This is a genomic window from Burkholderia sp. LK4 (assembly GCF_001043615.1).
Lineage (GTDB): Bacteria > Pseudomonadota > Gammaproteobacteria > Burkholderiales > Burkholderiaceae > Burkholderia > Burkholderia cepacia.
The window spans coordinates 78512-100850 of sequence record NZ_LDUL01000063.1 but is presented as its reverse complement, the minus strand read 5'-3'; the positions used below and the strand labels follow the sequence as shown (position 1 = coordinate 100850).

Genomic DNA, 22339 nt, shown 5'->3' with positions numbered 1-22339 from the left:
CCTTAACTGAACGGCATTAGCCCCCCGGGGCGCCTTTCTTTTTGATGCCGGCCGGCAGGCCCGCATTGCTGCGGGCGGCAGCGGCTTATGCGTAGGCCGGGCGCGTCTGGCCTGCCACGTCCTTCAGGTAACGGTGTACCGACAGGTCGTCAGCCTGGATCGCAGGCATCTTGCCCGAGATCAGGTCCGCGAGCAGTTGGCCCGAACCGCACGACATCGTCCAGCCGAGCGTGCCGTGGCCGGTGTTCAGGAACAGGTTCGACACCGGCGTGCGACCGACGATCGGCGTGCCGTCCGGCGTCATCGGGCGCAGGCCCGTCCAGAACGTTGCCTTCGACGTGTCGCCGCCGCCCGGGAACAGGTCGTTCACGCACATTTCGAGCGTTTCGCGGCGCGCGGCGCGCAGCTTCTTGTCGAAGCCGACGATTTCCGCCATGCCGCCGACGCGGATGCGCTGGTCGAAACGCGTGATCGCGATCTTGTAGGTTTCGTCGAGCACGGTCGACACGGGCGCGGCCGCTTCGTTGACGATCGGCGCGGTGATCGAATAACCCTTCAGCGGATAGACGGGGATCTTCATCAGGTTCGAGATGAAGCTGGTCGAGTACGAGCCGAGCGCGACGACGTACGCGTCCGCACGCACCGTCTCGCTGCCGCACTGCACGCCGGCGATCTTGCCGCCCGCGATCGCGAGCGCATCGATCGGCGTGTTGTAGCGGAACTTGACGCCGAGCGATTCAGCGAGTGCCGCGAGGCGCGTCGTGAACAGCTGGCAGTCGCCCGTTTCGTCGCCCGGCAGGCGCAGGCCGCCCGTCAGCTTGTGCGAAACGGCGGCGAGGGCCGGTTCGGCATTCTTCAGTTCGGCCGGCGACAGCAGTTCGAACGGCACGTTCGCTTCCTGAAGGACGGCGATGTCCTTCGCTGCACCGTCGAGTTGCTGCTGCGTGCGGAACAGTTGCAGCGTGCCGCCCGTGCGGCCTTCGTACTGGATGCCGGTATCGGCGCGCAGCGCCTGCAGGCAGTCGCGGCTGTATTCGGCGAGGCGAACCATGCGGCCCTTGTTGACTGCATAGCGCTCGGCCGTGCAGTTGCGCAGCATCTGGTACATCCACTGGAGCTGGAAGCGCGTGCCGTCGAGGCGGATCGCGAGCGGCGCGTGTTTCTCGAACATCCATTTGACGGCCTTCAGCGGCACGCCGGGGGCGGCCCACGGTGCGGCATAGCCGGGGGAGATCTGGCCAGCGTTCGCGAAGCTCGTCTCGAGCGCCGGGCCGGCCTCCCGGTCGATCACCGTGACTTCATGACCGGCGCGCGCGAGGTAATACGCGCTTGCCACGCCCACCACACCGCTGCCCAGAATGACGACTCGCATAGCTGCTCCAGATGGAAGGGACCAGATCGAGGCCGGGCGCACCTGCGGCTCCGTGTAACCTCTAGCTGATCTAGTTTTTTGCGCTATGGTATTGTCGAATGTGTAGGTTTTGTTATCGTATTTTTCAGGTTTTCAGCATAAACAAATGAGAACGCAACGTCAGCCCGTACGCTCGCTCGACAAGCTCGACCGGCGCATCCTGAAACTGCTCCAGGACGACGGCCGGATGGCGATGAAGGACCTCGCGGAACAGGTCGGACTGACCGTCACGCCGTGTATCGAGCGTGTGCGGCGCATGGAGCGGGACGGCGTGATCACCGGTTATCACGCGCGTGTCGATCCTCACCAGTTGGATGCCTCGCTGCTGGTGTTCGTCGAGATCACGCTCGGCCACAAGGGCGGCAACATGTTCGAGCAATTCCGCCGGGAAGTGATGAAGATCGACGAGGTGCTCGAGTGTCATCTCGTGTCCGGCGATTTCGACTACCTGATCAAGGCGCGGATCGGCGAAATGGCCGACTACCGCAAGCTGCTCGGCGACATCCTGCTGCAGTTGCCGGGCGCCGTGCAGTCGAAGAGCTATGTCGTGATGGAGGAAATCAAGGAGACGCTGACGATCGCGGTGGGCGACTGACGTACCGGCAGCAGTCCGCCGGGCCCTTTATCCCGCCCTTGGCACGCTGCGCCCAATACTGTATAAATGTACAGTATTGGGCGCAGGCGAATGGGTGGGCATATGGACGATCGATCCGACAACGAATTTCCGATAGCGCCGCCCGTGCCCCGCAAGGGGCGCGGTGCGGTCGACAACCTGCAGGGGCGATACGAGATCGCGCAGCGTGAAGCGGTCGACGACGGCTGGACACACGAGTCGGACGATGCCGATTTCCCCGCGCCGCTGCGCACGCAGGTATTCGAGGAGCGGGCGAAGAGCATCCTGACGCACAACCAGTCGCCCGATATTCCATTCAGCGTATCGCTCAATCCGTATCGCGGTTGCGAGCACGGGTGCATCTACTGCTTTGCGCGTCCGACGCACAGTTATCTCGGCTTGTCGCCGGGGCTCGATTTCGAAAGCCGCATCTATGCGAAGGTCAATGCGGCCGAACTGCTCGAGCGCGAGATTTCGCGCAAGCGCTACGTGCCGGAGCCGATCGCGCTCGGCGTCAATACCGACGCCTACCAGCCGGTCGAGCGCGACTTGCGCATCACGCGCAGCGTGATTCAGGTGATGCACGATCGCGGGTTGCCGTTCGCGGCGATCACGAAGTCGTCGCTGATCGAGCGCGATCTCGACTTGCTCGCGCCGATGGCCGAGCGCAAGCAGGTGATGGCGGCGGTCACGATCACGACGCTCGACGCCGATCTCGCGCGCACGCTCGAGCCGCGCGCGGCGACGCCGGCGCGACGGTTGCGTACGATTCGTGCGTTGAGCGAGGCGGGCGTGCCGGTCGGCGTGAGCATTGCGCCGATGATTCCGTTCGTCACCGAGCCCGACATGGAGCGTGTGCTCGAGGCGTGCGCGGAAGCCGGCGCGACGCATGCGAGCTACATCATCCTGAGGCTGCCGTGGGAAGTCGCGCCGCTGTTCAAGAACTGGCTGGCCGCGCATTTTCCCGACCGCGCGGAGCGCGTGATGAACCGCGTGCGCGACATGCGCGGCGGGAAAGACTACGACTCGGATTTCTCGAAACGGATGAAGGGCGAGGGAATCTGGGCCGACCTGCTGCGGCAGCGCTTCCGCCAGGCCGTCAAGCGGCTCGGGCTGAACGAGCGCACGAACGGCATTCTCGATCTGTCGCAGTTTCGCGGCACGCCGGCCGCCGCGGCGCCGGTGCCGCGTGTCGCTGTGCGTTCAGCCGGCACGCGATCGACGCACGCGCGCGACGACATGCAATTGAACCTGTTCTGATCGGCGCGCCAAGCCGGCGCGGGGTGCCGGTGCGTCGCGTTCGTTGCGCTTACTGCGAAATCTGCTTGGCTGCTTCGACCTGCGACTCGAAATACGTCTGGAACGACAGTGCGAGCGCGGTCATCAGCAGGAACGCGCCGATCAGCAGCGAGAAGATCACCACGAAGATCACGGTCCAGCCCGACTTGCTGTGCCTGCCCGTCTCCGCGTTGAATTGCGCGTCCCATTTTTCGTCGGGACGCAGCCCGTAGACGAGCGCGGCGAGGAAGGCGGCCAGCAGCGAGATTGCGCCGGGTACCGCAAGCCACCAGCCGAGGCCGGCGCTGCGCTGGGTCTCGGCGAGCAAGAGGAAGCCCGGGATGCCGACGATCGTCGCGAGCAGGTGCGCCCAGCCGTACACGTCGCGAAAGCCATACAGATAGAAGCGGTGCGCGCCGAGCGAACCGAACAGGAACGCGAGGGCGGCGGTGAGCGTCTTGGAGCGGAAGCGGCGGGACGGTGCGGTGCTGCTGGACATGGATGGCGGCGTATTGTCGTTGGCATGGGCGGCCGGCGGGCCGGCGCGGGCGCGCGGCCCGGCACGCATTCTACGATGCCCGGTCGGGGCCGGTCATCCCTGTACTGCGTCAAGGTGCCGCATAGGTCACGCGATAGATTGCGCCCGCGTAGTCGTCGCTGACGAGCAGCGAGCCGTCCGGCAGCGGCAGCACGTCGGCAGGGCGTCCCCATACCGTGCCGTCGGGCCGCAGCCAGCCGGTGACGAACGGAGTCTGGCGCGCGTGGCTGCCGTCTGCCGAGACCACGACACGCATCACGCGGTAGCCGACCTTCGTGCTGCGGTTCCACGAGCCGTGTTCGGCGATGAACACGTTGTTGCGGTACGACGCCGGAAACATCGGCCCTGTATAGAAGCGCATGCCGAGGGCCGCGACGTGCGCACCGAGTTTCAATACGGGCGGCACGTAGCGGCGGCAAACGTCGGGGCTGCCGAATTCGGGGTCAGGCGTGTCGCCGCCATGGCAGTACGGGAAGCCGAAGTCGAGGCCTGCGCGCGGTGCGCGGCTCAGCTTGTCGTCGGGCACGTCGTCGCCCATCATGTCGCGCCCGTTGTCGGTAAACCACAGCTCGCCCGAATCGGGGTGCCATGCGAAACCGACCGTATTGCGTATGCCGCGGGCGACAACCTCGTTCCCGCTGCCGTCCGCCTTCATGCGCGCGATGATCGCGTAGCGGCTGCGATCGGCGAGACAGACGTTGCACGGTGCGCCGGTCGGCACGTACAGCTTGCCGTCGGGGCCGAACGCGATGAATTTCCAGCCGTGATGGTGTTCGGCCGGCAGCGCGTCGGTGACGACGGCGGGTGCGGGCGGCGTGGCGAGCCGGTCGTCGATGCGATCGAGCCGCAGGATGCGCGATACGGCTGATATATAGAGTGCGCCGTCACGGTAGGCGACACCGACGGGCATGTCGAGCCCGGACGCGATCACGTAGCGCGCGCTGATCCGGCCCTCGTGCATCACGAACGCGTGCACGCGGCCTTCCCGCGTGCCGACATACAGGATGCCGCGTGGCGACCACGCCATTTCGCGAGCGGTCGGTACCGCGTCGGCCAGCACTTCGACGTGGAAGCCGGGCGGCACGACGAGTTCGCCCACCGGCAGCGGCGCGGCTGACGCCATTGCGGATACGAGGCAGGCAAAGCCGGCAAGCAGCGCCGCGAAACGGTGCTGCGCGCGGCACATCGAGGCGGCGCGAAGGGGCGGCATGACGGTGTGGAACGTCCCGGACACGACGATTCTATGCCCGGCGGACAGGCCGCCCGCGGATTTTTTGCGCGTAAGTGTTTGTTGTACCTCTGGTTTCCGGCTATAATCGCGTGTTTCAGTAGTTTCGAACCCGGTTTTCCCGAAGGACATCATATGGTTATCATCCGTCTGGCTCGTGGCGGCTCGAAGAAGCGCCCGTTCTACAACATCGTTGCTACCGATTCGCGCAACCGTCGTGACGGCCGCTTCATCGAGCGCGTCGGCTTCTACAACCCGGTCGCCACGAAGGGCGAATCGCTGCGTATCGCTCAGGATCGCCTGACGTACTGGCAAGGCGTTGGCGCGCAACTGTCGCCGACCGTCCAGCGTCTCGTGAAGGAAGCGCAAAAGGCGCAACCGGCTGCCTAACATGGCACGGTGTGCCGGTCGTGCCGGCTGTGAGGTGCATTGATGGCGGGTCACGATTCCGGTAATGCAAGGCGCGGGCGTGCGTCGTTTGGCGCATTCGTCCGCAAGCCGGTCGAGCGCGGCGTTGTCGCGAACGCCGGTCAGGCTGCCGAGCAGGGCAGTCTCGAAGTGGCGCAGGCCTGGCCCGACGATGCCGTCGAGGTCGGGGCAGTGGTCGACGCCTATGGCCTGAAGGGTTGGGTCAAGGTGGCGACACATGCCGACGCCGGTCGCGGTGGCGATGCGCTGCTCAAGGCGCGCCACTGGTGGCTGGAGCGCGGTGCGGAGCGGCTTTCCGTCCGCATCCTGCAGTCGAAGACGCACAGCGACACTGTCGTTGCGCAACCCGCGGGCGTGAGCGACCGCGATGCCGCGCTGGCCATGCGCGGTTTTCGCGTGTTCGTGCGCCGGGAAGATTTCCCGGCATTGGCCGCGGACGAATTCTATTGGGTCGACCTGATCGGTCTCGATGTCGTCAACGAGCAATCGGTGGCGCTCGGGAAGGTGAGCGGGATGATCGACAACGGCGTGCATTCGATCATGCGTGTCGAGTATCCGGCGACCGGCAAAGACGGTCAGCCGACCACCGACGAGCGGTTGATTCCGTTCGTCGGCGTATACGTCAAAACGGTGGATCAGGCGGCGCGTCGCATCGTCGTCGACTGGGAAGCCGATTACTGAAATGAACCAGGTTACCGAGAGCGCGGTGCAGTTCGACGTCGTCACGCTCTTTCCCGAGATGTTCCGTGCACTGACCGACTGGGGGATCACCAGCCGGGCCGTCAAGCAAGGGCGCTTCGGGTTGCGCACCTGGAACCCGCGTGATTTCACGACGGACAACTACCGCACGGTCGACGATCGTCCGTACGGCGGCGGTCCGGGCATGGTGATGCTGGCCAGGCCGCTCGAAGCCGCGATCGATGCCGCGAAAGCGGCGCAGGCGGAACAGGGTATCGCGAGCACGCGCGTCGTGATGATGTCGCCGCAAGGCGCACCGCTCACGCACGATCGTGCGGTGCGGATGGCGCAGGAACCCGGCGTTGTCGTGCTGTGCGGTCGCTACGAGGCGATCGACCAGCGCCTGCTCGACCGTTGCGTCGACGAGGAAATCAGCCTCGGCGATTTCGTGCTGTCGGGTGGCGAATTGCCGGCGATGGCGATGATGGATGCCGTCGTGCGGTTGCTGCCCGGCGTGCTGAACGATTCGCTGTCGGCCGTGCAGGACAGCTTCGCCGATGGCCTGCTCGATTGTCCGCACTACACGCGCCCCGAGGAATACGACGGCGTGCGCGTACCGGACGTGCTGCTCGGCGGGCATCATGCCGAGATCGAGAAGTGGCGGCGCCAGGAAGCATTGAGGAATACGTTGCGGAAGCGGCCGGACCTGATCGTCCGGGCGCGCCGCGAGAAGTTGTTGAGCCGGGCCGACGAGGCGTGGCTCGCGAACCTCGCACGCGAAGCGAAGGACGCCTCCTGAGGCGGCTGCGCGAGCGGGAATTGGCGGTGCCGTACATGCGTGTGCGGCGCCTGATGTGAATCCATCCTCTATCGGGGCCAGGCCTGGAAGCAGGCGGGTGTGAACGCCGACACGATGGCATAAGGAGTCAGTAATGAATCTGATCGCAAAACTTGAGCAGGAAGAAATCGAGCGCGCGCTCGCCGGCAAGACGATCCCCGAATTCGCCCCGGGCGACACGGTGATCGTGAACGTGAACGTGGTTGAAGGTAACCGCAAGCGCGTTCAGGCCTACGAAGGCGTCGTGATCGCTATTCGCAACCGTGGCCTGAACTCGAATTTCATCGTCCGCAAGATCTCGTCGGGCGAAGGCGTCGAGCGTACGTTCCAGACGTACTCGCCGCTGCTGGCAAGCATCGTCGTGAAGCGCCGCGGCGATGTGCGTCGTGCGAAGCTGTACTACCTGCGCGAGCGTTCGGGCAAGTCGGCTCGTATCAAGGAAAAGCTGGTGTCGAAGGATCGCGCCGCAGCAGCTTCCCAAGAGTAAGAGCTGTAAGGAAAAAGCACCCACCCGGGTGCTTTTTTCATTCTGGCGCGACAATATGCTCGATACGACACAAACACGAGAGCCCCATTGAATCGCCGCCCCATCATCGATCCCGAAGTCCTGCCGGTCGAAGGCACCGGCGCCGGCCTGCCGGCCATCGATTCCCGCCTGATGACACCGTCCGGCCTGCGCGACCGTTTCGCGCGCACGCTCGAGTGGAGCGTCGAGCCCGACGAGGCGAGATTGCAGGAGGGCGTCGATCCGCGTAGCGCGGCCGTCCTCGTCCCGCTCGTCGTCCGCGAGTCCGGCCTCACCATGTTGCTGACCCAGCGCGCCGACCACCTGAACGACCACGCCGGACAGATCAGCTTCCCCGGCGGTCGCCGCGAACCGTTCGATCGTGACGCGACCGCAACCGCGTTGCGCGAGGCGAAGGAAGAGATCGGGCTGGCGGACGAGCGTGTCGAGATCCTCGGCGCATTGCCCGACTACCTGACCGGCACGGGCTTCTGCGTGACGCCGGTGGTCGGCCTCGTGCATCCGCCGTTCACCGTGCAGGCCGACACGTTCGAAGTGGCCGAGATTTTCGAGGTGCCGCTCGCGTTCCTGATGAATCCCGCCAACCATCAGGTCCGGGTGTTTCGCTGGGAAGGCGGCGAGCGTCGTTTTTTTGCGATGCCCTATCCGAATGGCGAACCCGGCGGGCATTACTTCATCTGGGGCGCAACTGCCGGCATGTTGCGCAATCTGTACCGCTTCTTGGCCGCCGGCTAGGCGCGCACGGCGGCTGGCGCGCGCGGCCGGCTGCCGCACGACCGCGCCGGCAGCCATCCGGTGCTTACGCTGTGCTATCGTTATGCAAAAAATGACATAACTCCGAAGACGGCGCCACGCATGACTTTCTTTTCGGTTCTCCTCGCCCTCATCATCGAACAGGTCCGCGCGTTGTCGCCGAACAATCCGGTGTTCGCGTTGTTCCAGTTTCATGCGGAAACCGTCGCGCATGGTCTAGACGCAGGCAAGCAGAAGCACGGCATCCTCGCATGGCTCGCAGTCGTGCTGCCGTGGGTGCTGATCGTCGCGCTGATCTATTTCCTGCTGTACAAGGTGAGCTTCGTGCTCGCGTTCATCTGGAACGTCGTCGTCGTGTATTTCACGCTCGGCTTCCGCCAGTTCAGCCACTACTTCACCGACATCCACCTCGCGCTCAACAACGATGACGTGCCCCGTGCGCGCGAAATCCTGCACGAGTGGACGGGTATCGACACGGTCGACATGCCGGTCGGCGAAATCGTCCGCCATACGCTGATTCACGCCGTTGTCGCATCGCATCGCCACGTGTTCGGCGTGTTCTTCTGGTACGTGCTGCCGATCGGCCCGGCCGGCGCCGTGCTGTACCGGATTTCCGAATACCTCGCACGCAGCTGGTCGACGCCGGGCGACGACCGCACGGCGGCCTTCTCGACGTTCGCGCAGCGCGCGTTCTTCGTGATCGACTGGATTCCCTCGCGACTGACCGCACTCGGCTTTGCAATCGTCGGTAACTTCGAGGACGCGATCTACGCGTGGCGAAACCATACGCGCCAGTGGCCCGATCCGAACGACGGCGTCCTGCTCGCAGCCGGTAGCGGCGCGCTCGGCGCACGCCTCGCAGGGCCGCTCGCGGAACCGTCGAGCCTCGATGCGCTGGCGGTCGGTGACAGCGGTCCGTTGACGGTCGGTGACGATTGCACGCCGCGCACGCTGCAATCCGCGGTTGGCCTTGTCTGGCGCGCCGTGATCCTGTGGATGATTCTGCTGCTGATGCTGACACTGGCCGTCTGGGTGTCGTGACGGGGCAGTGCGGTACCCGATGAAAGACAAAAGGCCGGCTCGATGCCGGCCTTTTTTGCTGTGCGGGTCAATCGTCGCGCGGGTCGCGCACGGCGCCACATTGCCAGCAGGCCGTGAACTGGGCCTCGAGCGCCTCGCCGCACTGCCGGCAGCGCCAGGGCGCGGCGCCGGCCGACGGGCCATGCGAAGCGGCATCGAGGAGCCGGCGCGCGAGCGCGTCGTCGCGTTCGTCGGCGAGCCACAGCTCGGGCGTGCACGCGTCGGCAGGCAGGCCGCCGAGTGCGCCGGTCGCGTAGCAGTTGTGCAGCTCGCAACCGATGCCGGCCACCTGGAGGACGTTGGCCCAATGCTGCGCCGTCGCGAGATCGGGTGCCTTGAAACGCATCGCGGCTCCTGTCGGTGAGGGCCGGCCCGCATGGCACCGGCTGGCCGCCGCGCGCGTGCCGCGCGGGTCAGCGGACGATCTGGCTTGCCTCGTGCACGAGTTGCGCATACAGCGCATGCCGTGTCGGCGCGATGCGGCCGTCGGCGACGGCTTCGAGAATCGCGCAGCCGGGTTCGTGCAGATGATGGCAATTATAGAAACGGCAGTCCGCGAGCAGCGGCCGGAACTCCGGAAACGCGCGCTCGAGACGGCCTTCCGTCAGGTGGTAGAGGCCGAATTCCTGGAAGCCCGGCGAATCGATCAGGGCGCCGCCGCCTTCCAGCGGGTAGAGGCGCGTGAACGTCGTCGTGTGACGGCCGCTGTTGAGCGCGGCCGAAATCTCGCGCGTGGCGGCTTCGGCGTCGGGAACGAGCAGGTTCACGAGCGTCGACTTGCCCATCCCGGACTGGCCGAGCAGGATCGTCGAATGCCCGGCGAGGTGCGGCATCAGTTGTGCGCGCGCGTCGTCGGGCGAGCCTTTCACCGACAGCTCGAGCACGTCGTAGCCGAGTGCGCGGTAGGGTGCGAGGCGCTCGCGCGCGACCGGCAGCGCGGCTTCGACGTCGATCTTGTTCAGCACGACGAGCGGCTTCAGCTCGTTCGCCTCGGCGGCAATCAGCGCGCGGCCGAGCAAGTCCTCGCTGAAATAGGGCTCGGTCGCGAGCACGATCAGCAACTGGTCGAGATTGGCCGCGAACAGCTTCGACTTGAACTGGTCGGAACGGTACAGCAGGTTGCGCCGTTCGCCGATCTCGACGATGACGCCCTGGTCGGCCGAGGCGAGTTCGTATGCGACCCGGTCGCCGACCGCGATATCGCTCTTCTTGCCGCGCGGGAAGCACTGCAGCATCGGGCCGCCATCGTCGGGCGCGACGATGTAGTGGCGCCCGTGCGCCGCGATCACGCGGCCTTCGGCACGCTGCGCGCCCGACGCGCGCGGGGCCGGCTTGCGGGAGGTCGGCCGGCTCATGCGTGCTGCAGCAGGCGGTCGATCCGCTGCGAGGCGGGCGGATGCGAGTAGTAGAAGGCCGTGTAGACAGGGTCGGGCGTCAGCGTCGACGCATTGTCCTCATAGAGCTTCACGAGCGCGCTGACGAGATCCTGCGCGTCGGTCTGGCTGGCCGCGAATGCGTCGGCCTCGAATTCGTGCTTGCGCGACGTGAGGCTGCCGAACGGCGTCGCGAAGAACAGGAACACGGGAATCGCGAGGAAAAACAGCACGAGCGCGGCGCCCGCGTTGCTCGTGTCGAGCGACGGCGTGACGCCGAGCCCCGTGTAGAACCACGTGCGCTGTGCAAGCCAGCCGAGCAGCGCGAGCAGCACGAGGCTCAGCACGAACGACACGAGCATCCGCTTCATCACGTGGCGGCGCTTGAAGTGGCCGAGTTCATGCGCGAGCACGGCCTCGATTTCCTGGCCGGACAGGCGTGCGAGCAGCGTGTCGAAGAACACGATCCGCTTCGAGGCGCCGAAGCCCGTGAAGTACGCATTGCCGTGCGCGGAGCGGCGGCTGCCGTCCATCACGAACAGGCCCTTCGCCGCGAAGCCGCAGCGCTTCATCAGCGACTCGATGCGCGCGCGCAGCGCGTCGTCCTTGAGCGGTTCGAACTTGTTGAAGATCGGTGCGATGAAGGTCGGGTAGATCAGCAGCACGAGCATCTGGAACGCGACCCAGACGATCCAGGTCCACAGCCACCACAGGCTGCCGGCCTGGTTCATCAGCCACAGCACGACGAACAGCAGCGGCAGGCCGAGCGCGGCGCCAAGCAGCGAATTTTTCAGCATGTCGGTGAAGAACAGCCGCTTGGTCATCCGGTTGAAGCCGAAGCGCTGTTCGATTCCGAACTGGCGGTAATACTCGAACGGGACGTCGATCACGCTCGTGATCACGAGCACCGCGGCGACGAGCGCGACCTGCTGCCCGTAGCCGCGGCCGAGCCAGCCGGTGAGCAGCGTGTCGAGGGCGCCGACGCCGCCGAGCAGCGTGAGGCCGACCAGCACGGCCGCGCTGACGACGATCTCGAGCATCGTCAGCCGGGTGCGCTCGACCGTATAGTCGGCCGCGCGCTGGTGGGCGGTCAGCGGGATGGTCGCGCTGAACTGCGCGGGGACGCCGTTGCGGTGCGCGGCGACGAAGCGGATCTGCCGCGACGCGAGCCACAGCTTGGTGACGACCATCGCGAGCACGGCGAGCGCGAACAGCAGGGTGAACGAAAAGGGTGACATCGAAGGCGCCAAAGGGTTCTATGCGAGAATTATATGTTCTTGCGGACCGGGCCCGCTGATGCGATGCCGGCCGCCCGGGCGGCGCCGCGCGCTGCCCGCCATTTTCCAGGATGACTCATGACCGATACCGCCGCTTCCACCAGCCAGCCCGCGCTCGTGCGCAACGAGTTGAACCTCGTCTGGCTCGACATGGAGATGACGGGCCTCGACCCGGATAACGACCGCATCATCGAGATCGCGGTCGTCGTGACCAATTCCACGCTCGACGTCGCCGTCGAAGGCCCCGTGTTCGCGATCCACCAGAGCGACGAAACGCTCGCGAAGATGGACGACTGGAACAAGTCGACGCACGGCCGCTCGGGCCTGATCGACCGCGTGCGCGCGTCGACCGTGACCGAGGCGGACGCCGCCGCGCAGCTGCAGGCCTTCCTCGCGCAGTACGTGTCGCCCGGCAAGTCGCCGATGTGCGGCAACTCGATCTGCCAGGACCGCCGCTTCATGGCGCGCTGGATGCCCGAATTCGAGCGGTTCTTCCACTACCGCAACCTCGACGTCAGCACGCTCAAGGAGCTGTGCCGCCGCTGGCAGCCGGCGATCTACAAGGGGTTCCAGAAGCGGGCGATGCACACGGCGCTCGCGGACATCCACGAGTCGATCGACGAGCTGAAGTACTACCGCGAGCATTTCCTGATTCCGGCCGCGTCGGCTTCGGCAGGCGAGTCCGCGCCGGCCGCCTGAGCGGGCCGGCACGCGCCCGGCGCCGGGTACAGGCTCAGCGCCGCGCGCTTTTCGGCCGGAACGCCGCAACCACCGCGTCGTCGGTCTCGATATACGGGCCGCCGATCAGGTCGATGCAGTAGGGCACCGCGGCGAAGATGCCGGGCACGGTCGACTTGCCGTCGGCATCGCGCAGCCCTTCGAGCGTTTCCCGGATCGATTTCGGCTGGCCCGGCAGGTTGATGATCAGCGCCGCATGGTCGGCCTGGGCCGTTTCGCGGATCACCGCGACCTGCCGGGACAGGATCGCGGTCGGTACGAAATTCAGGCTGATCTGCCGCATCTGTTCACCGAACCCGGGCATTTCCTTCGTCGCCACGGCCAGCGTGGCCTCGGGCGTCACGTCGCGGCGCGCGGGGCCCGTGCCGCCGGTCGTCAGCACGAGGTCGCATCCCGCGACGTCGACGAGCTCGGCGAGCGTGGCGGAGATCGTGGGCGCATCGTCCTGGATCAGGCGCGTTTCGGCGCGCCACGGCGACGTAAGCGCGCCGCCGAGCCATTCCTGCAACGCCGGAATGCCCTTGTCTTCGTAGACGCCCGTGCTCGCGCGGTCGCTGATCGACACGAGGCCGACGACGAGCTCGTCCGGGTGGTTACGCTTCGTCGTCATGGTCGTCTCCGGCGTCGTCCGCCGCTTCGTCGTCCGCATCGGACGCGCCGCCGGCGGCCTTGATCCACTGGAACAGCTCGCGGAAATAGCGCGGCGGCTTGCCCTGCTGCGCTTCCTTGCGTGCGTTGCGGATCAGCGTGCGGCCTTCCTGGATATCGGCTTCCGGGTGCTGGCGCAGGAATTCGGTCAGCGCGTCGTCGTTCGCGAGCAACTGTTCGCGAGTGCGTTCGATCCAGTGCAGGCGGGCCGTCGCGGCCTTGTTCACGCCACGCTGCGCGTCGAGCGCGGTGCGCAGCGCGGCCGTCTCGTCGTCGGTCAGCGAGCGCATCACGCGGCCGACGTACTGGAGCTGGCGGCGCTTGCCTTCGTGATCGGTGATCCGGCGGGCTTCGCGCACGGCGTCCGCGAGATCTTCGGGCATCGGCATGCGCTTGAGGGCGTCCTTCGGCAGGTCGACGAGCGCCTGGCCGAGCTCCTGCAGCGCGTGCATTTCGCGTTTCAACTGGGATTTGCTGGGGCGATCGTAGCCATTGTCGTCGTCCTCGACGGCATGCTCGATCGGCTGGATTCGGGTTTTGCGTGTCATGGACGGCATTGTATCGCGCCGCGGACACGCCAAGCTTGTCGGTGTCCGGCCCCGGACCTTGCTATGATCGCGGGATACGCAATATTTTGAACATGCGGGCGCCCGCCCGCCACCGGATATCAAGACGATGGCAGCCAATCTCGACGTACAAGCGCGCTATTTCCCGCACACGCAGGACCAGCTCAAGGAAATCGCCTCGGACATCCTTCGCCATGCGAAGGCCCTCGGCGCGACGGATGCCGCGACCGAAATCTCGGAGGGCGACGGCCTGTCGGTGTCGGTGCGCCGCGGCGAAGTCGAAACGATCGAGCACAACCGCGACAAGATGGTCGGCGTGACCGTGTTCATCGGCAAGAAGCGCGGCAACGCGAGCACGTCGGATTTCTCGCCGGGCGCGATCAAGGATACCGTCGCCGCCGCCTACAACATCGCGCGCTTCACGGCCGAGGACGAGGCCGCGGGCCTCGCTGAAGCCGAGCTGCTCGAAACCGACCCGCGCGACCTCGATCTGTACCACCCGTGGGCACTGACGGCCGACGAGGCCGTCGAACTCGCCCGCCGCGCGGAAGATGCCGCATTCGCGGTCAGCCCGCAGATCCGCAACTCGGAAGGCGCGAGCGTGTCGGCCCAGCATTCGCAGTTCGTGCTCGCGACGTCGCGTGGCTTCCTGTCCGGCTACCCGTACTCGCGCCACTACATCGCATGCGCGCCGATCGCGGGCAGCGGCCGTCACATGCAGCGCGACGACTGGTATTCGTCGAAGCGCAGCGCGACCGATCTCGCGGCGCCCGAAGCGGTGGGCCGTTATGCGGCCGAACGTGCGCTTGCGCGGATGGGCGCGCGCCGTCTCGACACCCGCAAGGTGCCCGTGCTGTTCGAGGCGCCGCTCGCGGCCGGCCTGCTCGGCGCGTTCGTACAGGCGGTGAGCGGCGGTGCGCTGTATCGCAAGACGTCGTTCCTGGTCGACAGTCTCGGCAAGCCGGTGTTCGCGCCGCACATCCAGGTCGTCGAGGATCCGCACGTGCCGCGCGCGATGGGCAGCGCGCCGTTCGACGAGGAAGGCGTGCGCACGCGTGCGCGCAGCGTCGTCAAGGATGGCGTGGTCGAAGGCTACTTCCTGTCGACCTATTCGGCGCGCAAGCTCGGCACGCAAACCACCGGTAACGCAGGCGGCTCGCACAATCTCGCGCTGCGCAGCTCGAACACGCAGCCGGGCGACGATTTCGACGCGATGCTGAAGAAGCTCGGCACGGGCCTGTTGCTGACCGAGCTGATGGGGCAGGGCGTGAACTACGTGACGGGCGACTATTCGCGCGGCGCGGCGGGCTTCTGGGTCGAGAACGGCGTGATCCAGTATCCGGTCGAGGAAATCACCGTCGCGAGCACGCTGCAGGAAATGTTCCGGCATATCGTCGCGATCGGCGCCGATTCGATCGTGCGCGGCACGAAGGAAACGGGCTCGGTGCTGATCGAGCAGATGACGATCGCCGGGCAGTAAGCGGCGCGCGGCCTCGGCCGCCATCAAACAAAAAAAGCCCGACGGCGTGAGTGAGCCGGTCGGGCTTTTTTATTGCGCGCGATGCGTCAGCCGCGCTTGCGCTCGTAGACGACGAACGCATAGCCGAACGTGTTCGGCGCGGCCGCCTGGTGCGCGTCGCGGGACACTTCCTGCCAGTGCGCGGCGTCGGGTGCCGGGAACGACGCGTCACCGTCGAAGTCGGCATCGATCTCGGTGACGACCAGCTTGTCGGCGAGTGCGAGACCTTCCGTGTAGAGTTGCGCGCCACCGATCAGGAACGCCTCGGGCACCCCGTCGCGCGCGGCAAGCGCCAGCGCATCGGCGAGCGACGTGACCGTGTCGCAGCCGTCGAAGCGTCGCGCCGCATCGCGCGTGACGACGATGTTGCGGCGGCCCGGCAGCGGCCGGCCGATCGACTCGTGGGTCTTGCGGCCCATCACGATCGGTGCGCCCATCGTCGTGCGCTTGAAGAAGGCGAGATCCTCGGGAAGTTTCCAGGGCAACTGGTTGTCGCGGCCGATGATGCCGTTGCGGGCACGCGCGACGATCAGGGTCAACGTCGTCATGAAGGTGGGGAGAGGAAAACCGGAATGGCGCCGATTCTACCGGAACGGCGGCGCGCACCGGTTCAGGGTGCGCGCATCCGCCTTCCGGCGCTGCGCGCCGCGACGGTCGAAGCCACGCGGCGCGGCGACGGAATGAATAAAAAGCGTGCCCGCCGGGGGACGGAGCACAAAACCGTTTCGTGTCGAGAGATCGCGAATGCAGCCTCTGATCGATGCTCTCCGGCTTGCCCGGATCGATACGTCATCCTGATCAAATGGTTCGATCGACGGTCACTGATGCGTACTGCCTTGTGCGGTGCCTTCCATCGCATGCTGCACGTCGCCCGGCTGCGGTATCGGGAGCGGCATCGGCAACTGGGGCGGCGGGGGGATCTCGTCCCACAAGGTCACCGATGTCCTGCCGGCCGGCAGCGGTTGCGGTGCCGACACGGTCACGATGCCGAACCCGACGCCGTGCTGCATGCCCGGCGCGTTCGATGCAAGCAGCACGGCGTGATCCGGCTTCGAGCTTTCGTCTGCGTGTACGGGCGTGGGCGGGCCGGCGGCCGCGACCGCAATGGTCATCGGCACGAAAGAAAGTAAAAGATGTTTTCGCATGGTCGCTGTCTCCGACGGTTTCCCTATTCAGCGAAATGCATGCCATCGCGCCGCGACCGTTGTCGAGACTGCGATTCGTGCGCAAGCGTTGCGAATTGTGGCGGAAAACGGCTGAAAATGTTTCAGGCCTGAAACGAGGGGGCTCGGGAATACTGCGGATTCAATCGATACGCTTCAAGGACGAAAATCGTCGCATGCGTCGATGACTGCACGCATTGCTGCACAGGTGCTATGTGCAGACGATTGACATACATCGACCTCCTGAGCGATTCGGCCGTATCGCCCACGGCACTGAAATCGGATTGTCGTATTCAGTGCCTATAACTAAGCTATCTTGATCAAAATAACTGGACGCGAGATAAGCGCCATCATGCGAGGCTTTGTCGTTGCCGAGCATCGGCATGGCGAATCGAGCCGCCTTCGGCTGCCCCGATTCGATCCTTTCGCACGCATACTGACGTGCACGGCAATCGTTAGACGGTTGAGGAACGGGGTGAGCATATGGGAGTCGATCAGCGGCATGTGATCTACTATTCGCGCGAGCCGAACGACGCGTTGCGCGGTCATTTCGACGAATGCGGCTGGCGTGTCGATCTCGCGGAGACCGTGCGGGACGTACGGCGCGTCGTGCAGCACGGTGTCGCAACGGCCGGGCTGCTCGATTTTTCGCCGGGCTTCAAGCCCTCGGACCTGCGCGAACTCGAATCCTGTCTGAGCATTCAGCACATCGGCTGGATCGCGGCGACGCGCCGCGGCCAGTTGCAGGACGCCACGCTGCGCCATCTCATTCGTGACTACTGTTTCGACTACGTGACGATGCCGTACGAGACGGCGCGGATCGTCGAGACCGTCGGTCATGCGCACGGCATGGTCGCGCTGACCGAAACCGCTGCGCCGCCCGTCGGCACGGGACGCAGCGAGGGCGAGATGGTTGGGACCTGCGATGCGATGCTCGGGCTCTTCAGGACGATTCGCCGCGTCGCGGCGACCGACGCACCTGTGTTCATCTCCGGCGAATCGGGTACGGGCAAGGAGCTGACGGCGGTCGCGATTCATGAGCGCTCGTCGCGCGCGCACGCGCCGTTCATCGCGATCAATTGCGGCGCGATCCCGTCGACGCTGCTGCAGGCCGAGCTGTTCGGCTATGAGCGCGGCGCGTTCACCGGCGCGAACCAGCGCAAGATCGGCCGCGTCGAGGCCGCCAACGGCGGCACGCTGTTTCTCGACGAGATCGGCGACTTGCCGCTCGAAAGCCAGGCAAGCCTGCTGCGCTTCCTGCAGGAAGGCAAGATCGAGCGGCTCGGTGCCCACGTATCGGTGCCCGTCGACGTGCGCGTGATCTGTGCGACGCACGTGGACATGGACGCAGCGCTGCGCGAAGGGCGGTTCCGCGAGGACCTGTTCCATCGCCTGTGCGTGTTGAAGATCGAGGAGCCGCCGCTGCGCGCGCGCGGCAAGGATATCGAGATACTTGCGCGTCACATGCTCGAGCGTTTCAAGGGCGACGCACATCGCCGCCTGCGCGGTTTTTCGCCTGATGCGGTCGCGTCACTGTACGGCTATTCGTGGCCGGGCAACGTGCGTGAACTGATCAATCGTGTGCGCCGCGCGATCGTCATGTCGGAGGGGCGGATGATCACCGCCGCCGATCTCGAGCTGAGCGAATTTGCGACACTCGCACCCGTGTCGCTGCTGGAGGCGCGTGAGGCGGCCGAACGGCAGGCGATCGAGCAGGCGCTGTTGCGCCATCGTGGCCGTTTCGCGGATGCCGCGCGCGAACTCGGCGTGTCGCGTGTCACGCTCTACCGGCTGATGTGCGCGCACGGCATGCGCGATCGCGGCGACACGCTGGCAGGGTTTTCGGCGCCGTTGCAGGAGCTTCCGCGTCACGCTTGCTAAAATTGGCGGGTACGGCCGCCCTCGCGGCCGAAGGAACCCGCATGAAACAGTATCTCGATCTCGTTCGCACCATTCTCGATACCGGCACCTGGCAGGAGAACCGCACGGGGATCCGCACCATCAGCATGCCGGGCGCGATGCTGCGCTTCGACCTGCAGCAAGGCTTCCCGGCCGTGACGACCAAGAAGCTCGCGTTCAAGTCGGCGATCGGCGAACTGGTCGGTTTCCTGCGCGCGTCCCGCAGCGCGGCCGATTTCCGCGCGCTCGGCTGCAAGGTGTGGGACGCGAACGCGAACGAGAATGCCCAGTGGCTTGCGAACCCGTATCGCCAGGGCGTCGACGATCTCGGTGACGTGTACGGCGTGCAATGGCGCCAGTGGCCGGGCTACAAGGTGCTCGACGCGGGCGCCGACGCGCAGATCGCCGATGCGACGCGCCGCGGCTTCCGGATCGTGACGCGTTTCGACGAAGACGGCGCACCGAAGGTGCTGCTGTACAAGGCGATCGACCAGTTGCGCCAGTGCCTGGACACGATCATGGAGAACCCGTCCGATCGTCGCATCCTGTTTCACGCGTGGAACCCGGCCGTGCTCGACCAGATCGCGTTGCCCGCGTGCCATCTGCTGTACCAGTTCCTGCCGAACGCGACGAAGCGCGAAATCTCGCTGTGCCTGTACATCCGCAGCAACGACGTCGGCCTCGGCACGCCGTTCAACCTGACGGAAGGGGCCGCGCTGCTGGCGCTCGTCGGCCGGCTGACCGGCTACACGCCGCGCTGGTTCACGTACTTCATCGGCGACGCGCACATCTACGAGAACCAGCTCGACATGCTGCAGCGCCAGCTCACGCGCGAGCCTTACGACAGCCCGCGGCTCGAGATTTCCGGGCGTGTTCCGGAATACGCGAAGACGGGTGTTTATGAGCCCGAGTGGCTGGAACGGATCGAGCCGTCGGATTTCTCGCTCGTCGGCTATCGCCACCACGAGCCGCTGACCGCACCGATGGCCGTCTGATCGCGCGGCCCGGGACGCGCGGGAGGAATCGATCCGCTTCCCGCAGGAAAATGGCCCGACCGGCTGATACCGGTCGGGCCATTTTGTTTCACGTTTGCGGCGCCTACTGGCGGTGACGCTCTTCGTGGCCGCCTTGCGGCGGCGGGTTGCTCGGGTGTGGCGCCTCGACGTGCGGCGCCGGTTGCGGCCGCGGTTCCATGTGCGGTGCGGGCATCGACGGGCGCGGCTCCATGCGTGGCGCCGGTTGCGGTCTCGGCTCCATGCGCGGCGCCTGCGGTTGCGGGCGCGGCATGTCATGCACGGCGGGGGCCGGCGGCCGGTACTCGTTCACACGTGGCGGGGCGACTTCGCGGTGCGGCGCCGGTTGCGCGAATTCGGGATGCGATTGCGGCGCGGGCGCCGCGCGCTCCGGTTGCGGTTGCCCATGCTGCGCCGGTGTCGGGAATTCGGGGCGCGGGCGCGGCTGCGGAATCTGCGCCGTATTGTCGAGCCTTGGTTGCGGCAGTGCGCGCGGCGTTTCGTTCCGGCCACTGGGCTGCGCGCCCTGCAGCGCCGGCGCGCCCTCCGGATGCGGGATCGCCGCGCTGCGCACCGGCGGCAGCGCATTCTGTCCCGCCGCATGCAGTGCGGTAGGCGGAGCGGGGCGCTGGCGCTCCATCGGTGTGTGCGGCTGCATCCACGCGGGCGACGGCGCCTCGGCCGCGTGCGCATTGCCGATGCCGGCCGGACTGTTGTTCGCTACCGGCGGATGGGGGACACCGTTACCGGGCCCGAACGCCTGATGTGGCGCCGGGTTGCCGGGTGCCTGCGGCATGCCGCCGTTGGCGAAGTGCGGTGCGCCGGGGTTTTCGCCGTTCGTGGGCCGCGTGGCATTCGGCACGCCGGGCATCGGTGTTCCCGGCCGCCCGGCCTGCAAGGCGGCCGGCTGGCCTTCGCGAGGCGCGCGAGCCGGCTGCACGACGGGGCCGTGCGGATTCACGAGCTGCACGTTGTGCATCGCCCATGCGCCGCCACCCGGTTTGCCCGGTACGCGGACCGGACGCGCCGTATAGTCGGCCGGCACGTTCGTCTTCACGACGGGCGCGCCGGCACCCGGCACGCGCCCGCCTTGCTGCGCGAGGTGGGCGGCGGCCTGGTCGCGATACGCGGCCGGCACGGCGGGATTGCGCGTGGCGACGTACGGATGCTGGGCAATTGCCGCCGGCGGGCGGTAGCTCGCATTGCGCAGCCCGCCGGTGAAGCTCTGGCGCACCGGCGCAATGCCCGGCGTACCCGGCGTGACATGCGCATTGCGCCATTGCTGCGGGTCGACGTGCTGCGAGAAGTGCGCGACAGGCTGGCCGTGCACGAACGCGGCAGCCGGTACGGCCGTGATCGCGTGCGGCGCACGGAAGTTGACGTAGGTCTTGTTGATGTTGGTGATATTGGTGATGTTCGTCACGTTCACGGTCTTGTTCACGTTGACGTTGTTCACCACGATGTTGCGGTTCACCCGGTCGTAGTAGTGCGGGCTCCAGCCGCCCCAGCCCGGATGCCACGGTTCGCCCGGGCCGAGCGCGAACCACGCGCAGCCGGCCGCGGCGACGCCGCCCACCGTGAGCGCGACGCTCCAGTCGGGGCCGCCGCCACCGCCGACGAACGCGACGAGTGCCGGTGCATAGGCCGGCGGCTGGCTGACGGCCAGCGGGCCCGGTACCCAGGCCCAGCTATCGTCCACGTACGCCCAGCGGCCGTAGTGATACGGCGCGAAACCCCATGGCGCGTCGTCGACCCACGTCCAGCCCCACGGGGCCTGCCAGATCCAGTGGCCGTCGTGATACGGCGCCCAGTCCGCCGGCGTATCGTTCGGCACCCATACCTGGCCGTAATTCGGGGTGTTGCGCCACGTGCCGTTTGCGTCGAGATCCTGGTAGCCGGGAATGTCACGGGACACATAGCGGGCAGACACCGAGCGTTCCTCGGCCGCGTCGCGGCTGGCGGCCCACTGGTCGAGCGCATCGGGGCCGGGGGCGGCGGCTTGCTGCGCGACCTGCAGGTCGGTGCCCGTGAACACGACCTGCTGCCCCGGTGACAGCGGATACTGGCCGTTGCTGCCGTAGACGGTCGCACTGCCGCTGCGCACCGTGACCGTCGTGCTCGCGCCGTTCGGCGCGACGTCGACGCGATAGTCGCCGGGGCCCGTGATGCCGAGCGCGAGGTTCGGCGTGTCGATTTCGTACGATCCGCCGGCCGGCAGATCGCGCACGTGAGTCGATACGGTGCCGAGCCCCACTTTCAGCTGGGTCGTCGTGTCGTCGAGGTTCAGCACCGACAGGCTCGTCGACTCGCCGAGCCGCACCGCGGTCGAGCCGATGTGCAGTTCCGACCGCGCACCGGCATCGTTCCAGAGCTGGTCGCCGGTCGTCAGCGGCCGGTTCACGGCGGCATACGACCACGTATCGGTGCCGGCCGGCTCGGTCGTCACGGCGCCCGACAGGTAATTGAGCCGTGCGACACGGCTGGGCGGATCGCCGCCCGGTTGCCGTGCCGCGGCCGCATATGGAGGGGCGTCGGCCGATTGCGCGAATGCGGGGGGCAGGGCCGCAAGCGCGACGAACGCGAGCAGTGTGCAGCGGGCGGTTCGCTTGAGCGTGAACAGGGTGGCCATGGTGAGCGTCTTCGTCATTGTCGCGGCGCGTCGATTCGTGCCGTTGAGTTCACAATATCCGCTCGGCCTGTTTCAATGCTCGGTGTTTTGTAAGTCGAATGGCACGCGATGTAACAAAACCTGTCGATCGCGCGCCGTTGTC

General features: G+C 66.5%; 23 protein-coding genes. 12 read left to right on the top strand and 11 right to left on the bottom strand.

Features of this window, described 5'->3' with window-relative positions:
• Positions 1-85: 85 nt before the first annotated feature.
• Entirely contained in the window at positions 86-1372 is a 1287-nt protein-coding gene (locus VK92_RS28820) for a D-amino acid dehydrogenase (protein WP_048022923.1), read from the bottom strand.
• A 145-nt stretch (positions 1373-1517) separates the two neighbouring features.
• Here VK92_RS28820 and VK92_RS28815 point away from each other — a divergent pair, with 145 nt between their 5' ends.
• Together VK92_RS28815 and VK92_RS28810 are read left to right on the top strand one after the other, a co-directional pair.
• The gene (locus VK92_RS28815) at positions 1518-2006 is read left to right on the top strand and encodes an Lrp/AsnC ligand binding domain-containing protein (protein WP_042975180.1); all 489 of its coding nucleotides are present in this window, start codon (positions 1518-1520) and stop codon (positions 2004-2006) included.
• A 90-nt stretch (positions 2007-2096) separates the two neighbouring features.
• The gene (locus VK92_RS28810) at positions 2097-3284 is read left to right on the top strand and encodes a PA0069 family radical SAM protein (protein WP_048022924.1); all 1188 of its coding nucleotides are present in this window, start codon (positions 2097-2099) and stop codon (positions 3282-3284) included.
• A gap of 49 nt (positions 3285-3333) precedes the next feature.
• On the opposite strand, the gene VK92_RS28805 is transcribed toward VK92_RS28810, so the two are convergent.
• Positions 3334-3801 (bottom strand): NINE protein, encoded by a 468-nt coding sequence (locus VK92_RS28805; RefSeq protein WP_048022992.1) that lies wholly within the window; start codon positions 3799-3801, stop codon positions 3334-3336.
• 109 nt (positions 3802-3910) lie between these two features.
• Positions 3911-5050 carry a PQQ-dependent sugar dehydrogenase gene (locus VK92_RS28800; protein WP_048022925.1) on the bottom strand — a complete coding sequence of 380 codons (1140 nt, stop codon included), beginning with the start codon at positions 5048-5050 and terminating at the stop codon, positions 3911-3913.
• Positions 5051-5203: 153 nt separating this feature from the next.
• Here VK92_RS28800 and rpsP point away from each other — a divergent pair, with 153 nt between their 5' ends.
• The 6 genes from rpsP to VK92_RS28770 all read left to right on the top strand — a co-directional run bounded on the left by rpsP (position 5204) and on the right by VK92_RS28770 (position 9333).
• Positions 5204-5458, top strand: coding sequence for a 30S ribosomal protein S16 (gene rpsP / locus VK92_RS28795; RefSeq protein WP_006476550.1), 255 nt, complete (start codon positions 5204-5206; stop codon positions 5456-5458).
• 42 nt (positions 5459-5500) lie between these two features.
• Positions 5501-6178 (top strand): ribosome maturation factor RimM, encoded by a 678-nt coding sequence (rimM, locus tag VK92_RS28790; protein ID WP_048022926.1) that lies wholly within the window; start codon positions 5501-5503, stop codon positions 6176-6178.
• Position 6179: 1 nt separating this feature from the next.
• Positions 6180-6974, top strand: coding sequence for a tRNA (guanosine(37)-N1)-methyltransferase TrmD (gene trmD, locus VK92_RS28785; RefSeq protein ID WP_006476548.1), 795 nt, complete (start codon positions 6180-6182; stop codon positions 6972-6974).
• A gap of 133 nt (positions 6975-7107) precedes the next feature.
• Complete coding sequence (rplS, locus tag VK92_RS28780) at positions 7108-7500, top strand: 50S ribosomal protein L19 (RefSeq protein ID WP_006753174.1); 393 nt, start codon at positions 7108-7110, stop codon at positions 7498-7500.
• 87 nt (positions 7501-7587) lie between these two features.
• A complete protein-coding gene (locus VK92_RS28775; RefSeq protein ID WP_021159741.1) occupies positions 7588-8274 on the top strand; it encodes a CoA pyrophosphatase in 687 nt (228 codons plus the stop codon).
• Positions 8275-8394: 120 nt separating this feature from the next.
• On the top strand, positions 8395-9333 hold the full coding sequence (locus tag VK92_RS28770; RefSeq protein WP_021159740.1) for a CobD/CbiB family protein: 939 nt from the start codon (positions 8395-8397) through the stop codon (positions 9331-9333).
• A 67-nt stretch (positions 9334-9400) separates the two neighbouring features.
• On the opposite strand, the gene VK92_RS28765 is transcribed toward VK92_RS28770, so the two are convergent.
• The 3 genes from VK92_RS28765 to VK92_RS28755 form a co-directional block, all read right to left on the bottom strand.
• Positions 9401-9718: a putative signal transducing protein gene (locus VK92_RS28765; protein ID WP_048022928.1), complete on the bottom strand. Its 318-nt coding sequence runs from the start codon at positions 9716-9718 to the stop codon at positions 9401-9403.
• Positions 9719-9785: 67 nt separating this feature from the next.
• Positions 9786-10727 (bottom strand): ribosome small subunit-dependent GTPase A, encoded by a 942-nt coding sequence (rsgA, locus tag VK92_RS28760; protein WP_021159738.1) that lies wholly within the window; start codon positions 10725-10727, stop codon positions 9786-9788.
• The gene (locus tag VK92_RS28755) at positions 10724-11983 is read right to left on the bottom strand and encodes a M48 family metallopeptidase (protein ID WP_048022930.1); all 1260 of its coding nucleotides are present in this window, start codon (positions 11981-11983) and stop codon (positions 10724-10726) included. The genes rsgA and VK92_RS28755 overlap by 4 nt, the downstream gene beginning before the upstream one ends.
• A gap of 117 nt (positions 11984-12100) precedes the next feature.
• Here VK92_RS28755 and orn point away from each other — a divergent pair, with 117 nt between their 5' ends.
• A complete protein-coding gene (gene orn / locus VK92_RS28750) occupies positions 12101-12721 on the top strand; it encodes an oligoribonuclease (protein ID WP_048022931.1) in 621 nt (206 codons plus the stop codon).
• 34 nt (positions 12722-12755) lie between these two features.
• Here the strand turns inward: orn and mog are convergent, their stop codons facing one another.
• A complete protein-coding gene (mog, locus tag VK92_RS28745) occupies positions 12756-13370 on the bottom strand; it encodes a molybdopterin adenylyltransferase (protein WP_048022994.1) in 615 nt (204 codons plus the stop codon).
• Entirely contained in the window at positions 13354-13956 is a 603-nt protein-coding gene (gene yjgA / locus VK92_RS28740) for a ribosome biogenesis factor YjgA (RefSeq protein ID WP_272481918.1), read from the bottom strand. Before yjgA ends, mog begins: the two co-directional genes overlap by 17 nt.
• A 127-nt stretch (positions 13957-14083) precedes the next feature.
• Between yjgA and pmbA the strand changes: the two genes are divergently transcribed.
• Positions 14084-15454: a metalloprotease PmbA gene (gene pmbA, locus VK92_RS28735; protein ID WP_027788039.1), complete on the top strand. Its 1371-nt coding sequence runs from the start codon at positions 14084-14086 to the stop codon at positions 15452-15454.
• Positions 15455-15540: 86 nt separating this feature from the next.
• On the opposite strand, the gene VK92_RS28730 is transcribed toward pmbA, so the two are convergent.
• Positions 15541-16041, bottom strand: coding sequence for a dihydrofolate reductase (locus VK92_RS28730; protein WP_048022935.1), 501 nt, complete (start codon positions 16039-16041; stop codon positions 15541-15543).
• A gap of 270 nt (positions 16042-16311) precedes the next feature.
• Positions 16312-16638, bottom strand: a complete 327-nt coding sequence (locus VK92_RS28725; RefSeq protein ID WP_048022937.1) for a hypothetical protein — start codon at positions 16636-16638, stop codon at positions 16312-16314.
• Between the two features lie 501 nt (positions 16639-17139).
• Between VK92_RS28725 and VK92_RS28720 the strand changes: the two genes are divergently transcribed.
• Positions 17140-18537 (top strand): sigma-54 dependent transcriptional regulator, encoded by a 1398-nt coding sequence (locus tag VK92_RS28720; protein ID WP_021159730.1) that lies wholly within the window; start codon positions 17140-17142, stop codon positions 18535-18537.
• A 41-nt stretch (positions 18538-18578) separates the two neighbouring features.
• Positions 18579-19550 (top strand): thymidylate synthase, encoded by a 972-nt coding sequence (locus VK92_RS28715; RefSeq protein WP_048022996.1) that lies wholly within the window; start codon positions 18579-18581, stop codon positions 19548-19550.
• 103 nt (positions 19551-19653) lie between these two features.
• Here VK92_RS28715 and VK92_RS28710 read toward each other — a convergent pair whose 3' ends face one another.
• On the bottom strand, positions 19654-22197 hold the full coding sequence (locus tag VK92_RS28710) for a DUF6600 domain-containing protein (protein WP_048022997.1): 2544 nt from the start codon (positions 22195-22197) through the stop codon (positions 19654-19656).
• Positions 22198-22339: the final 142 nt, after the last annotated feature.